Origin of the sequence: Nostoc sp., assembly GCF_036917935.1 — a bacterium.
Lineage (GTDB): Bacteria > Cyanobacteriota > Cyanobacteriia > Cyanobacteriales > Nostocaceae > Nostoc.
Genome location: NZ_JBALEL010000062.1, coordinates 154,953 through 169,848, shown reverse-complemented (window position 1 = coordinate 169,848; position 14,896 = coordinate 154,953). Strand labels below are relative to the sequence as shown.

The window sequence follows — 14,896 nt, the reverse complement described above, 5'->3', positions numbered from 1 at the left end:
ATTTTGCCTTGTAGGTTCATCTTTACTAAAAATGCTTACCGAATTTGACACCACTTTGCCTAGTATTAGACAAGTTCAAAACCTGATTAAACAAACAACGCCAGTAGAGTTAAAGCTGGTGACTCAGGATGTACTCACAGGGAGGGTTTTATGGCAAGATCCACAGTGTATCTGTATTGCTGATGAAAACAGTCAGCAAACCACTGTTTGGAAACATGCGATCGCATACATCAAGCCGAAAACCAGTTAGCAGTCTTTGGTATTAGTTGCCTTTTATAGCGGTTCCCACTCAGATGCGGTACAAAATTATATCGCAATGTGTAGGGGCAATTCATGAATTGCCCCTACGGGTGTACCTCACGTGAACGAGAACCGCTATATTGCTGGGTAGCGCTAATACCAACTCTCAGCAATCTACCTCCATCACCGGCTGATTTGGATGGATATGCGAATGCCTATTATGTAAGGTTACGAAGCTACAAAATACATCAACTCCACTACCAAGAGCAATGCTACGGCTGCGATCGCTTTAACAGCCAGTGTTTTAGAAGAAGAGAAAGCGATCGTTCTTTCAGCCGGGTGTGATGTTTTACGTAAACCTTTTGCATAAAATACTATTTTTGATACACTAGCGAAATATCTGGGTGTCAAATATATATTTGCTGAAAATAATTTTTCAAATTTTGAATATATAGAAGAAAATTCTTTAACATCTGATAATCTGATTCCTATGTGTGAAAAAAGGATTAATCAATTCTATGAGGCTGCTTTAGAAGCAAATAATAATCTTCTCATATAGTTAATTGCGTAAGTTACAAAAACCGTAAGTTTTAAATCCAATTTAAAAATTTTCTCGTCAATTTAAATTGTAAAAGATGGTTTATTTAGTTGAAAAGTTGTTAGTCAATGATTAAAAAATATCAAATATCCTGTGTTTAAACTGCTCAGATACATTAGTATTTTTCTCATTACTGCCTGTTTGCTATTTGCTTGTCATACTTGGATACCAACCGAATTCAAACGCTCTCCCTTGAAAGTGGCATTTGGATCTTTTGTTGGCGAGTATCCAGGCATCATTGCTCAAGAAAAAGGATTCTTCAAAACCCAAGGGGTAGATGTGGAACTAATTTCTAAACGATACACCCAATTGGAAAGAGCAAATTTCAGTGCGGGTAAGTATGATGGGATTACAGCGTCCTTGGGAAGTTTTATCATCTTGAGTGCCACAAATCCTGATATACAAGGCGTGCTTGTTATAGATGAATCAACAGGAGCAGATGTGGTAGTCGCCCAACCACAAATTAAAACCGTCGCTGACTTGAAAGGGAAAAAACTGGGCGCAAATCTAGGCGGTTTTAGCGAAGTTTTCGTGACTGAGATGTTGAAAACTGCCAACTTAACCAGCGATGATGTGAACTTGGTTAAATTAGAGGCTTTAGAAATTCCTCAACGCCTGAAAAATAATGTTATTCAAGCCGGACATACTTGGGAACCCCATCTTTCTGAAGCTATTAAATTAGGGGGACATATCCTATTTACCAGCAAACAAACCCCTGGCTTGATTTTAGATATAATAATCTTTCGCGGTGATACAATCCGCGATCGCCCCGAAGACATTCGTGCATTTGTGCGAGGATGGCTGCAAGCCTCGACCTACTGGAAAGCAAATGTTCAGGAAGGAAACGCTATCATCAGCAAAGCGTTAAAAATTCCTAGCAATACAATCTCTCTGAAGGGAGTAAACCTAACTGATTTAGGTGAAAATCAAAAATTCTTTCAATCTAGCAACCCTAACTCCATCTACAAAACTGCCAAGATATATGCAGACTTTTTTATTCGCTCTGGAAATATGACGCGCATTCCTGAATTCAAAAGTTTGTTTAATTCTTCCTTCTTGAACCCTGCCTCCTAGTTTAAAGCCATGCAGCACTCTCTTTTGGGCGGCATCCGTACAAAGTTGATCGCTTGGTTTCTGATTGTTGCTTTAATTCCGTTGCTGTTATTGGCATTTATCAACAAACACACAACTGAAAAAGCACTAACTGACAACACTCGACAAGCCCTATCTGCGGCGGCTAACGAAACCACTAACAGAATAGATGCTTTTATTGATGGAAATCTCAATTCCGTGCGCGTAGAGGCACTTTTACCAGGTTTGGCACGCTACCTCAGCCTAACTCCAAAACAGCGAGATCACAGCCCCGAAATGCAATTGGCGACAGAAACATTAATCCGTCTTAGTCGCAAAGATATGCTCAATATTCTCTCATACGCTTTGCTCGACTTAAACGGTAAAAATGTATTGGATACACATACACTAGACATTATCAAAGATGAATCAGTTGAAGATTATTTTAAAAACCCACTGCAAACTGGATTATCCTTCGTTTCTAGCATGAAGCGATCGCCGATAATTCCTGACCTTGTTACCCTCTTTTTTAGCAGTCCGGTTCGCAATGCCAAAGGAGATATATTGGGTGTATTGCGTGTTTCATACGATGCTACTGTTGTTCAGCAGTTAGTAACTCGACAAACTGAACGGGCTGGGGCAAAATCCTTTGCTATTCTTTTAGATGAAAATAATATTTATCTGGCACATAGCACTGCACCAAAACTACTTTTTAAATCAATTGTGCCTCTGCCTTTGGATGTTGTAACTCAACTACAACCAGAAGGGCGTTTGCCTAATTCTCCTGTCAAAGAATTGGCAACTAATGAGTTAAAACTTAAGCAAGCATTGGATAATAAACAGTGGTCTTTAATTGCATCTTTAGAAGGAACAGGTAATCAGGTTAATTTGATTGCGATCGCTCGTTTAAAATATAAACCTTGGTCTGTGTTGTTCGCACAGCCCCTTGCTGTTGCCCTAGCACCTGTAGAAAAGCAAATTCATGACGCAATGTTTCTATTTGCAATTATCGCTTCAGTAGTGACAATCATCGCTTTTGCCATTGGGCAACTGCTAACAATGCCAATAATTTACCTTACCAATATAGTTTTCCAGTTTACCGCAGGTAACTTAGATATCCGCGCTAAAATTAGCTCAAAAGATGAAATAGGTCAACTGGCGAAATCGTTTAACAACATGGCATTTCAGTTGAAAACATCTTTTGAAACTTTGGAAAAACGGGTACAAGAGAGAACAGCAGAGTTAGTAATTGCTAAAGAAAAAGCAGAAGATGCAAATCAGAAACTAGAACTACTGGTAAATCTAGATGGTTTGACTCAGGTGGCTAACCATCGCTGCTTCGATGGGCGATTGCAAGCAGAATGGAAACGCCTTGCAGGAGAACAACAACCCCTGTCACTGATTTTATTCGATGTTGATAAATTCAAATCTTACAACGACTACTATGGTCATGTTGAAGGCGATCATTGTCTAATTAGAATAGCGCAAACAGTGCAACAGATGGTTCGTTATCCTGCTGATTTAGTAGCGCGTTACGGAGGAGAAGAATTTTCGGTACTCCTTCCCAATACTGACTTAGTAGGAGCGATCAAAGTAGCACAAAGAATTCAGCAAGCAATTCACGATCAGGCCATTCCTCATACACAGTCTGATATTAGGGATATCGTCACAGTTAGTTTGGGTATTACTTCTATCATACCCACTTACGACATCAAGCCAGATACACTCATCATTTCAGCCGATAAAGCAATGTACAATGCCAAAAAGGAAGGGCGCGATCGCTATTGTACTTATTAGGGAACTCCAAGAAATAAATTATCCAATATTGTGGGGTGGGCAACATGAGCGCCCAGTTGATATGGCTCTCGTGTCGCCCACCCCACAAGAGTTAATTGGATATTTTTTTATTTGTCAGTCCCTTAGATATAGCAATCCCAAATCATTCGTGAAAAATTAGATCCCCGACTTCTTCTAGAAGTCGGGGATCTGGACATCGCGCATTTTCACTAACCCTTCGTGGTTTTTCAATTAAGACCTCGCCCTTAAGGGCGGGGTTTAACAATAAAGATAGTGTCTATTTAGCCAAAATAGGCAATGTGATCCCTATATGGTCAAGACGATTGCCATCACAACCTAGTTCAGTCACAATTATAAAAGACTGCGGTGAGCGTTACTTTTTAAGCTTTGTAGTTGATATCGAACCAGTGAATATTGATGCTAAAAACCAAAGCGTCGGTGTTGATTTGGGGATAAAGACCTTTGCTTTTATGAGTAATGGTACAAAGGCTGAGAGTCCGATCTATTCTAAGCTTGATCGGAAAATTCGGAAATTACAAAAGAAATTAGCACGTCAGCCTAAAGACTCAAAGCACAGGCATAGAACTCGGATTAAAATTGCAAAGCTGCATAATGAAATTGCAGATACTCGCTCATACTTCTTGCACAAATTATCAACCAAAGTCGTTAGTGAAAACGAAACTATCGTTCTGGAAGATTTAAATGTGTCCGGGATGGTGAAAAATCGCAAACTTGCCAGAGCAATCAGTCTTCAGGGATGGCATGAATTTCGGACATTATGCGAGACGAAATCTCAGAAGTTTGGACGTGAGTTTGTTGTTATTAGTCGTTGGGAGCCGACGAGCCAAATTTGTTCGGGATGCGGCTACAGATGGGGCAAGCTTGATTTAAAGATACGCGAGATTAAGTGTCTAAATTGCGGAATTGAACACGAGCGCGACTCTAACGCTGCGAAAAATATAGAAAAAGTCGGGATAGGGCATTGCCACGACTCTAAATGCACGTCGAGACGGAGTAAAACTACAACGGTTGTATCTGTCGATGAAGCGTGAAGAATCCCCGTGCGTTTACGCCGGGGAGTATGTCAAAAACTCTACATTTCTGAATTACGAATTAGTTAATCTTTAAGCGCTTCTACCTCAGTAGCTTGCACCACTGGTATAGAAAGGGGTACTTTATTAGCGATCGCAAATAACTGTTCTAATTGACTCAAACCTGTCAAACCACCACATAACAAAACTTGGTCGCTAATTCGCAAATCCATACCGCCATCAGGATAGCGGATAAACTTCCCATCTCGCCGGATCGCCTGTACTTGTACTCCATATTGCTTGGCGATATCTAAATCTGCAAGAGTTTTACCTAGCGTTGGCGCATCTGCATTAACTGTAACCCACTGACAAGCACTATTTTCTCCGGGAACAGCCGCCTGTCCCTTAGCGAATTCTGCCAAAGCCGCCAGTTCTTCATCTGCTCCCACCATCAGCAAGCGATCGCCTTGTGCCAATTTGGTTTGATTATTGGGATAATCGATTTCATCGCCGTTAGCGCGGCGAATTGCCATCAAACTCGCTCCTGTTAAATAGCGCATATCTGCTTCTTCTAAGGTCATGCCAATTAAGGGCGAATCAGCTGGTAAAGGATACCAACGCTGATTTAAATCGCGGGTTGCTTGGCGCAAATCGCGGGCGACTTCAGTGGCAGAACGCTCTGGCCGCAAATCTAAATAATGATCGTTGCGGATTTGCTGCATTTCTCGTTGGACGACAGCTGGCGACAATAAGCCTAAGCCAGTTAATAAATAGGTTGCCATTTCTAAGCTGGCTTCAAACTCTGGTTGCACAACTTCCCTAGCTCCCAATTGATACAGCACCTCAATATTTTTATCCTGGGTAGCACGGACAACTAAATCTAATTCTGGGCGCAATTCCAAAGCGCGTTTCAAGCAAAGACGAGTACTCATGGGGTCAGGGAGTGCGATCGCCATTCCTTTGGCATGATTCACCCCGGCAGTTTCCAGAACGTGTAAACTCACACAATTACCATAGACATAAGACACCCCAGCCTCACGTAACTGTTGAATTCTACTCTCCGATTGGTCGATTACTACCACAGGTAGGTCGTGTTGCAGCAACAACTTCACCAAATTCTTGCCGACTCGCCCATAGCCGCAGACTACCACATGGTCTTTGAAGGGCAAATCTTCCGACACATCCCGCGCTTCATCTTCTTCTAAGTACGGTTTTAACCAAGGCATTGATTCGGCAAAGTTAAATAAAAATGGCACTAACCGCAGTACAAAAGGAGTCAGCATGAGAGTGACTGCGGTGGTTCCCAAAATTAATAAGTATATTTGTCGGGACACCAGCCCCAAAGACTGCCCTTCACTAGCGAGAACAAAGGAAAATTCCCCAATTTGCGCCAGTCCCAAACCGGCGATGATGGCTGTTTTCAAAGGGTAGCGGAATAGTTTTACTAGGGGCGTGATAATCAAAAATTTACCGACGAAAACTATTGCCACCAATCCCAAAATCAATTCTAGGTTGTTCCACAAAAACACTGGGTCAATTAACATCCCAATGGCGGCAAAAAACAAACTGGCAAAGATATCTCGCAGTGGTTCGACATAAGTCAGGGTTTGATCGGCATACTCCACCTCAGAAATCATCAAACCCGCGACAAATGCCCCCATTTCAATCGACAGTCCCAAATGCTCTGTCAACAGGGCAATGCCCAAACATAGGGCTACAACTCCTAATAAAAATAGTTCTTTGCTTTCAGTACCCGCTAACAGTCGCAACAAAGGCGGTATCAGCCAAATCCCCGCAGCTACTGCCCCAGCCGCAAATAAAGCAATGGAAGCTAGCGCTGTTAGCACGGCGATGCCAATAGTTTCTGCTGGTTGGTTGAGGGCTGGTAAGACTGCTAACATCAGTCCTAGTGCTAAGTCTTGTACTACCAAAATACCCAGCATCACTTGCCCGTGAGGGGTTTCGGTTTCGTTGCGCTCCATCAAGCACTTGAGGACAACCGCTGTGGAAGACAAGGACAGAATACACCCCAAAAACATCCCCTTAGCAGGTAAGGCTCCCCAGGCTCCGCTTAACCCGCATAGCAATACTGTTACCAAAATCGTCAAAGCAATCTGGAGTCCACCTCCACCAAGAGCGATCGCTTTTACTTTCTTGAGTTCCGCAAAGGAAAATTCGACACCCAAGGCGAATAACAAAAAGGCGACTCCGAACTGTGCCAGAGTCTCTACTTGAATCACTTCTTTAATCAGTCCCAGTCCCGTTGGCCCAATGACTATCCCGCCAATCAGATACCCCAGCAGCACGGGTTGTTGCAAAAGTGCCGCTAATAGTCCGCCACAGGCTGCAACGCCTAGAACTAAAACTAAATCAACAATTAACCTAAAATCTTCTTGCACCAGTTTTCAAAGAACTATTAAGACCTATTAATTCAGCATACAAAGTTTTATGATCTCAAACAGCTTGTTTGGTGAAGGTGTGACAGAATTTGGATCTTGGGCATTGCCGATTAAATTTTAGGCGAACCGAGGGCACTCAATAATAGCAGTGACCACGGCATTTTAATATCGGGTATGAGCCATGAATACTTTCTCAGTATGGGCAATGCAGCCGGCAGCACAAAACGCAAAGAGCGTAGCGATGCGGGCTGATGGCCATTTTCATCTACAAGATTATATTTCTTAGCTAGTTCGGCAACAATCTGCACACGTCCTGTACGGCGTATTATATTTGGCTCACCAGCAAGTGCAGCGATCGCTCGTCCAGTTAATAAAGGAGTTTCCCAGTTGTAGCGATCGCTAATTAATGAGTTTTTCAGGTCAGTAGCATTGGTTTGATTCATCTCAGAAGCAAAACGGGAGAAAAGCTCAGTACCAACAATACCTGGCCAAATTGAAACAGAAGCAACATTATGAGGCTTTAACTCAACAGCCATATCAGATGCTAGGCGATCGCTTGCTGCTTTACCAACACCATAAGCTGTATTAAAGATATAAGACATACTACCCCACGAGGAAATGGTGCAAATTAGTCCAGAATTACGCTTAGTCATCATTCGGGCTGCAAAAACACTTGCTACATAGTGGCTACGAAGACCAACGTTGTTACTAGCATCCCAAAGACTTGGTTCACAATCCCAAAAGGGCTGCCCATAAGCGTCTTTTACTGCCTGAACTCCTGAGTAGGCATTATTTACCAGTAGGTCGAGTTGACCATTTTGCTCATCTTGAATGCGATCAAACAGCAAACGCACCTGTTCATCCTCACTGTGGTCTACTTGGACGGGAATGCATACACCACCGACTTCCTCAATGGCTGATTTCGTTTCACCAAGACTCCCTGAAACCCCATCACTAGAAGAGTTGTTGAGGCTGCGACCCGTGACGTATACAGTTGCACCTGCTTCACCAAGACCAATGGCAATTCCCCTACCAATTCCTCGCGTCGCACCTGTTACCAAAGCCACTTTACCTTCGAGGTGTTTCATGATCGCTCATTTGTGCCTAATCTTTTACCGTTAAATATTGATTATTACAATATTCTTTCGTGGCTGTGACAGAAACAACTTCTATTTCTATCGGTTTTTCTTTAGTTCCAAAGTCCTCTTGTCGGTAGCAAAACGTTCTAGAACCCTCTAAATCCCCGGATCAATTGGGGGACTTTGATCCGGTTCCTCCCTTTTGAAGGGGGGCTAGGGGGGATCAATAAATGCCTAAAATCACAGCCAACCACTTTTAAAACAACCTCTAAGCAGGGGACTAGTATTTTTTACCTTTTTCAAACTGGCATATCTGCGAAAGGAGGCGATCGCAGTTGAGCTAGAGCTAAGACCATCTCCGTAGAATTGCTTATAATTTACAGCTATTTTCAGGTAATGCCCCTACAGACACGGCAATGCTTATTGGTGTACCCCTGCAACATATTGGCAAGACTAAAAATCGATACCTGCGGAAAACATTGTCTTATCGTTTAATATGAGGGGTCTGACCCTCTACTTATCATCTGTATCCACCAGTGGGAAGGGTTTCTGGTCAAGCCATTTTTGCTGGTAATCCGTTTTTGCCTTGATATCACAGGATGACGCTGGCTAAACAAGCGATTAAACTATGGATAATGTCGAGTAATTGTTGCTTTTAACACCATCTACATAAACTTAATTGTTAAACCTAAAATCTCATCCTGCTATATAAAATACCACTTATGTCAGCGTATCAAGGAAGTTATGGGGAGACCACCAATTTGATTATTAGTGTTCACAACCAAGAAAACCTCGAATTACAAGCAAATTCTGCTCCTGTGGGCGCTCTTGCCAGAAGACAAGGAACTTTTTCTACGTTTCTTGCTCCCCTGACTCAGGATACTTTTAAACAGGTGGTTAGGGATGTCGAGCAAAAATTACAGATTGTCCATCAAACCCTATCAATGCTGGATTCTCAGGGATTTGAAACTCTTCTGCAAGAAATGTTGCATTCGATTACCTTGAAAACCGGGGAATTACTGGGGGCAGACCGGACGACGATATTTTTATTGGATGAAGAAAAACAAGAACTCTGGTCAATTTTAGCTGAGGCGGAGGGCGGTCGCTCTTTAGAAATTCGCATACCCGCAAATAAAGGCATTGCTGGGGAAGTCGCCACTTTCAAGGAAGTTATTAATATTCCCTTTGATTTTTATAGTGACCCGCGATCGCATTTTGCCCAAGAACAAGAAAAAAGAACTGGCTACCGCACCTACACCATGCTAGCTTTGCCACTCTTAAATGAACATGGGCAATTAGTTGCGGTAGTACAATTACTGAATAAATTAAAATCTGGGCATAATCACGATACTCCACTAGGAGAGCGTATTGATACCAAAGGTTTTACCTGTACTGACGAACAATTATTTCAAGAATTTGCCCCTTCGATTCGCCTAATTTTAGAGTCCTCGCGCTCTTTTTATATCGCCACCCAAAAACAAAGAGCAGTGGCGGCGCTGATGAAGGCGATTAAGTCTCTCTCTCAAAGCAGTCTCGACTTAGAAGACACCCTGAAGCGGGTGATGGATGAAGCCAAGGAACTGATGAATGCCGATCGCAGTACACTATGGTTAATAGACCGCGATCGCCATGAATTGTGGACGAAAATCACCCAGGATGATGGTTCAACTAAAGAGTTGCGAGTCCCCATAGGTATAGGTTTTGCTGGTCTAGTCGCGGCTTCTGGCAAGAAACTCAATATTGCCTTTGACTTGCACGACCATCCTGACTCGGAGACATCCCGAAAATTCGACGAGGAAAATGGCTATCGCACTTGTAGCTTGCTTTGTATGCCAGTATTTAACGGCGATGAACAACTAATTGGCGTTACCCAGCTTGTAAATAAAAAGAAATCTGGTGATTTTCCCCCTTATAATCCAGCTGATTGGCCGAAAGCTCCCGACTGCTTCCAAGCTAGCTTTGACCGCAACGATGAAGAGTTCATGGAAGCTTTTAATATTCAAGCCGGAGTAGCACTACATAATGCCCAATTGTTTGCCACAGTCAAGCAACAAGAACAAATGCAACGGGACATTTTGCGTAGTCTTTCCAATGGAGTGGTTTCCACTGATAAAACTGGATTAATTATCGCCGCCAATGAAAGCGCCAAGCGTTTGCTAGGACTTGAGCCAGAAGACCGTTTAGAAGGTAAACTAGTTACTGATGCGATCGCCCTCAAAGAAGGTGACTTTAGCAAGTGGTATCAGGATGCTTTACACGCAGTTGACTTAAAAGGCCGCCAGCAATATTACCCCGATCGCACACTCATAACCAATAGCATAAAACCGCACAGTATTAATTTATCAATTAACACAATTGCCGATGCTAGCGACCAAGAGCAAATCCGTGGGGCGCTGGTGGTAATGGAAGATATCAGTGATGAGAAGCGGCTCAAGAGTACAATGTACCGCTACATGACCCAGGAATTAGCCGAAGAATTGCTGAAATTGGATGACGCTAAACTAGGAGGCGCTCGTAAAGAAGTTTCGATTTTATTTTCCGATATTCGCGGCTACACCACTTTAACCGAAACCTTGGAAGCAGAAGAAGTGGTAAGTATGCTCAATGAATATTTTGAATCAATGGTGGAGGCAGTTTTTAAACATAAAGGCACCCTTGATAAATACATCGGCGACGCCATCATGGCTGTATTTGGTTCTCCCCTACCATTAGAAGAACATGCTTGGATGGCAGTGCAAACATCCTTAGAAATGCGCGTTCGTCTGCACGAATTTAATCAACGTCGCCACGCAGCTAATAAGCCCAAAATCAAGATCGGCATTGGCATCAATTCTGATACCGTGATTAGTGGGAATATTGGCTCTAGTAAACGAATGGAATTTACCGCCATTGGCGATGGCGTTAATCTTGGCTCCCGATTAGAAAGTGTCAGTAAACAGTATGGTTGCGATATTATTATTAGCCATAACACTTTTAAACCATGCCAAGATAATATTTGGGCTAGGGAACTAGATTACATTCGTGTCAAGGGCAGAAATGAGCCAGTAGCCATATATGAATTACTCGGTTTGCGTTCCAATCCGATTGAAAGCGAAAAATTGCAAGTGATTGAACATTATCAGAAAGGGCGTGAGTATTACCTCAAGCGGGAGTTTTATCTTGCAAGAGCTGAGTTTGCTAATGTTTTGGCAGCAGACAATCAGGACAAAGCTGCGATGTTGCATCTGTTGCGTTGTCAGCATTGGTTACAATCACCCCCAACAGAATCAGATTGGGATGAAGGAGTCTGGACATTTCTGGAAAAATAACTGCTCAACTGCCCGACCGACTTTTCGGTTGGGGCTTGTAACTAGGAAACATCTTTTGTAAGGGCACAGCATTACTCATTGGTGTCAACTTAAGCTGAAAGCAAGTCTACAACTAACTTTTAGATTGCCTCGTTCCCAGTCTCCGACTGGGAATGCATTCATTGAGTCTCTGACTCAATCTATAACTGGAGGCAGAGCCTCTAATCAGCCATTCCCAGTCGGAGACTGGGAACGAGAAAATGCTCTGCATGGGAACGAGAAAAGAATGGGAAATCGAACTTTTTTCGACTTGTGTGTGCACCGTAGCCCCAAAGCATCGGGGAGGGGTTGGGGGTGGGGTGTTAGGGACTTTTGCAAGAGGTATTACTCTATAAGCTCGCCCATATTAAAATCTATTCTTATCCAACCTTTGAGTCTTCGTAAATTGTCGAGAATGAGTAAGGGAATTTGCCAGTGATGTACCATCAGGAAGGGTAAGGGATCACTCACCTCAAAAATTGCTTCTTTCCCCCGCCTGATGTTTCTTACCCAACTTTGCAGTTGCTTAAACGATCTAATCTCATTCAGCCGCCAAACTTCGTGATACAGCCAATAGGTTGGCTTACTATCAGCAAGAGGCTGCAAAGATTCAGCCAGAGGGTCTTTACCAAGATAGGCATCCGCTACTCCTGGATGGTTGTAAAACATCGTAATGGCGGTGTGAGTACGGGGGTTACACTCAATCGCGTAAACAGTTCCGTCTTCTGCCTGGATGAAGTCAAACGAAAGTTGCCCGGTTTTTCCCAGTTCTTTGGTAAAATGACTCGCCCATTGCATAATTTCTCGCTGATCAACGTTTTCGTAGTTGACTTGAAAGGCGGATGACTCACAGCAGCAGTACATTCTTGACTCTCCATCTCGCGCGGTAGTGTGAGTGCAGTATTCCTTTCCAGGGATGAATTCCTGCATAATCCAGGGGTTCTCCTCACTGATCGGCAGACTCTTGACAAATGCTGCTGTTTGTGAATTTGTATCGCAAGGTAGCTTGGTGAGATTCAAGCGACGCACTTGATCGTAGGGGATGCTTTTAAGAATGTATTTGCACTTCTCCTGAGAAAAGTCGAAGTTGAGGACTTGTTCGGGATCGGTAATTTTGAAGGATTTGGGGACAGATAAACCGAACGATCGCGCTGTTTCGGCAAAGGCAAACTTATCATCCAGGATCTTCGTGATCTCAGCATCGAAGTGGAAGAACTCTACACAGTCTGGTAATGGTGGCTGGCCTCGATCGTAGTGAATGACGGAAAAAATCGCTACCGGGATAAAAAAGTCGATCTTTTCTGTTTTGGCGATCGCGTGTAGGGTTTCAATGTAGCCTTCTAAGTCTTTACTGGGATCGGGAACGGTATAAAAGCCTGCAACTGAGTTGGAATATTTATTACCACTTAACCAGTATTTCTCAATATCAATTATAATCACCCGATGCCCAGCCGCATGAAATGAACGCGCTAGCTGAAGGGTTTTAGTCATTCTGGCGCCAGCAATCAAGATATTTTTGGAATTGGGATTGACAACAATTGACTTACTGAATGGTTGCTTAAGAAAGTTCCCCAGTAGCGATGTTAAAACAACGATACAGTTTAAGGGAAATGCGATCGCCAGTAATACAAGAGTGCCCAAGTTTTGGAACACTACAAAAATATGCTTTCTCATAGTTAGTTAGAATTTTGAGATGATAGTGGAATCAGTGGCTGGTGCATAGGAAGAGGTTAAAGAGACAAGGAGATGCGATCCTGCCCCTGCTTCCTTTTTAAGGATTTAATTCATTAAGTCTCCAAAGTTCGTGAGCAAGCCAATAAATAGGCTGATTATCACTCAGGGGTTGCAGAGATAGAGGTTTTATATTTTACGTCTTCTCCAAACTGTATGAGTTTCCCAATGCAAAAATCAATCCTCACCCAAGTTCTTAAGGAGCGCAAACTATCGAGTAATAGTAAAGGAATGTACCAGTGATGTACCATTAAGAACGGTAGAGGGTCGTTTACTTCAAAGATTGCATCCTTTCCTTGCCAAATATTTTTAAACCACTTTTGCAACTGCTTTAACGATCTAATTTCATTAAGTCGCCAAAGTTCGTGATAAAGCCAATAAATAGGCTTACTATTACTCAGAGGTTGCAGAGGTTCAGCTGGAGGCTCTTTACTAAAATAGGCAGCCGCTAAACCTGGATGGTTATAATACATTGTAATCGCCGAGTGAGTACGGGCGTTGCACTCGATCGCATAAATCGTTCCATCTTCCGCCTGAATGAAGTCAAAAGAAATTTGTCCAGTCAGTTGTAGTTCTTTGACAAAATGACTCACCCACTCTTTAATTTCTGGGTGATCGACGTTTTCGTAATTGACTTGAAAAGCAGATGATTTGCAGCAGCAGTGTACCGTTAATTCACCATTTCTCACTGTGCTGTGAGTACAGTATTCTGTTCCAGGAATAAATTCTTGCAATACCCAAGGCTTATCTTTACTAATTGGCTTGCTTTGGACATGAAGCGCCATTTTTGCTTGAGAATCCATTGGTAGCTTAGTTAGATCCAAGCGTAAAACAGAGTCATAGACAATACTTTTGAGAATGTACTTGCGTTTTTCGTTGGTAAAGTCGAATTTAAGAACTTGTTCGGAATCTGTAATTAAGAAGGTTTTCGCGACAGATAGCGAGAGTGAGCGTGCAATTTCTGCAAAGGTAAACTTGTTATCCAGCATACTCATTGTATCAGCATCGAAGTGGAAATTCTCACAATAGCCTGATAACACTGGCTTGCGCTCCGAGTCAAAGTAGCTGGCAGCAAAAATGCCTACCGGGACAAAAAAGTCTATGTTTTCCTTTTTGGCGATCGCCCGCACGGCTTGAGTATAGCCTTCTAAGTCTTCTTGTGAGTCAGGAACTGTGTAAAAGCCAGCCACAGAGTTAGAAAATCGATAACCACTGAACCAGTATTTTTCGAGATCGAATAAAATGACTCGATGCCCTGCCGCGTGAAATGAACGCGCTAGCTGAAGGGTTTTGGTCATTTTACCACCACCGATCAAGATATTTTTCGGATTCTCGTTTAAAACCACAAGATTAGCATCCGATCGGCTGAAAAAATTCCACAGCAGCAATGTAAGTACGACAGTGCAGTTAAAGGGAAATGCGATCGCCAGTAATGCAAGAGTGCCCAAGTTTTGGAAGATTGCAAAAATCTGCTTTCTCATAGTTGTAATTGTGACATGATAGTGGAATCTCTGGCTGGTGGCGAGTCAGAGGTTAAGGCAACAAGGAAGATGCGCTCCTTCCCTTACTTGTCGCTAGCGAAGACCTTGTGCTATTCCAAGTCACAAGAAAGCTAAAAAGGTGA

At 42.8% G+C, this 14,896-nt stretch carries 10 protein-coding genes; 6 read left to right on the top strand and 4 right to left on the bottom strand.

Annotated features, from left to right (window positions below; translation table 11 throughout):
* The first annotated feature begins 31 nt into the window (after positions 1–31).
* The 5 genes from V7K62_RS27355 (at position 32) to V7K62_RS27335 (ending at position 4,758) form a co-directional block, all read left to right on the top strand.
* Positions 32–250, top strand: coding sequence for an Hfq-related RNA-binding protein (locus V7K62_RS27355; protein WP_334869706.1), 219 nt, complete (start codon positions 32–34; stop codon positions 248–250).
* Positions 251–333: 83 nt separating this feature from the next.
* Entirely contained in the window at positions 334–585 is a 252-nt protein-coding gene (locus V7K62_RS27350) for a hypothetical protein (protein ID WP_334869704.1), read from the top strand.
* Between the two features lie 346 nt (positions 586–931).
* Positions 932–1,912, top strand: a complete 981-nt coding sequence (locus V7K62_RS27345) for an ABC transporter substrate-binding protein (RefSeq protein ID WP_334869702.1) — start codon at positions 932–934, stop codon at positions 1,910–1,912.
* Between the two features lie 9 nt (positions 1,913–1,921).
* Complete coding sequence (locus V7K62_RS27340; protein WP_334869700.1) at positions 1,922–3,706, top strand: diguanylate cyclase domain-containing protein; 1,785 nt, start codon at positions 1,922–1,924, stop codon at positions 3,704–3,706.
* A gap of 155 nt (positions 3,707–3,861) precedes the next feature.
* Entirely contained in the window at positions 3,862–4,758 is an 897-nt protein-coding gene (locus tag V7K62_RS27335; protein WP_334869852.1) for an RNA-guided endonuclease InsQ/TnpB family protein, read from the top strand.
* A 65-nt stretch (positions 4,759–4,823) separates the two neighbouring features.
* On the opposite strand, the gene V7K62_RS27330 is transcribed toward V7K62_RS27335, so the two are convergent.
* Positions 4,824–7,136 carry a cation:proton antiporter domain-containing protein gene (locus V7K62_RS27330; protein WP_334869698.1) on the bottom strand — a complete coding sequence of 771 codons (2,313 nt, stop codon included), beginning with the start codon at positions 7,134–7,136 and terminating at the stop codon, positions 4,824–4,826.
* Positions 7,137–7,246: 110 nt separating this feature from the next.
* Positions 7,247–8,224: an SDR family NAD(P)-dependent oxidoreductase gene (locus V7K62_RS27325; RefSeq protein WP_334869696.1), complete on the bottom strand. Its 978-nt coding sequence runs from the start codon at positions 8,222–8,224 to the stop codon at positions 7,247–7,249.
* A 713-nt stretch (positions 8,225–8,937) separates the two neighbouring features.
* Here V7K62_RS27325 and V7K62_RS27320 point away from each other — a divergent pair.
* Entirely contained in the window at positions 8,938–11,523 is a 2,586-nt protein-coding gene (locus V7K62_RS27320; protein WP_334869694.1) for a GAF domain-containing protein, read from the top strand.
* A gap of 363 nt (positions 11,524–11,886) precedes the next feature.
* On the opposite strand, the gene V7K62_RS27315 is transcribed toward V7K62_RS27320, so the two are convergent.
* Positions 11,887–13,215: an ATP-grasp domain-containing protein gene (locus tag V7K62_RS27315; RefSeq protein ID WP_334869692.1), complete on the bottom strand. Its 1,329-nt coding sequence runs from the start codon at positions 13,213–13,215 to the stop codon at positions 11,887–11,889.
* 158 nt (positions 13,216–13,373) lie between these two features.
* Positions 13,374–14,753 carry an ATP-grasp enzyme gene (locus V7K62_RS27310; protein WP_334869690.1) on the bottom strand — a complete coding sequence of 460 codons (1,380 nt, stop codon included), beginning with the start codon at positions 14,751–14,753 and terminating at the stop codon, positions 13,374–13,376.
* Positions 14,754–14,896: the final 143 nt, after the last annotated feature.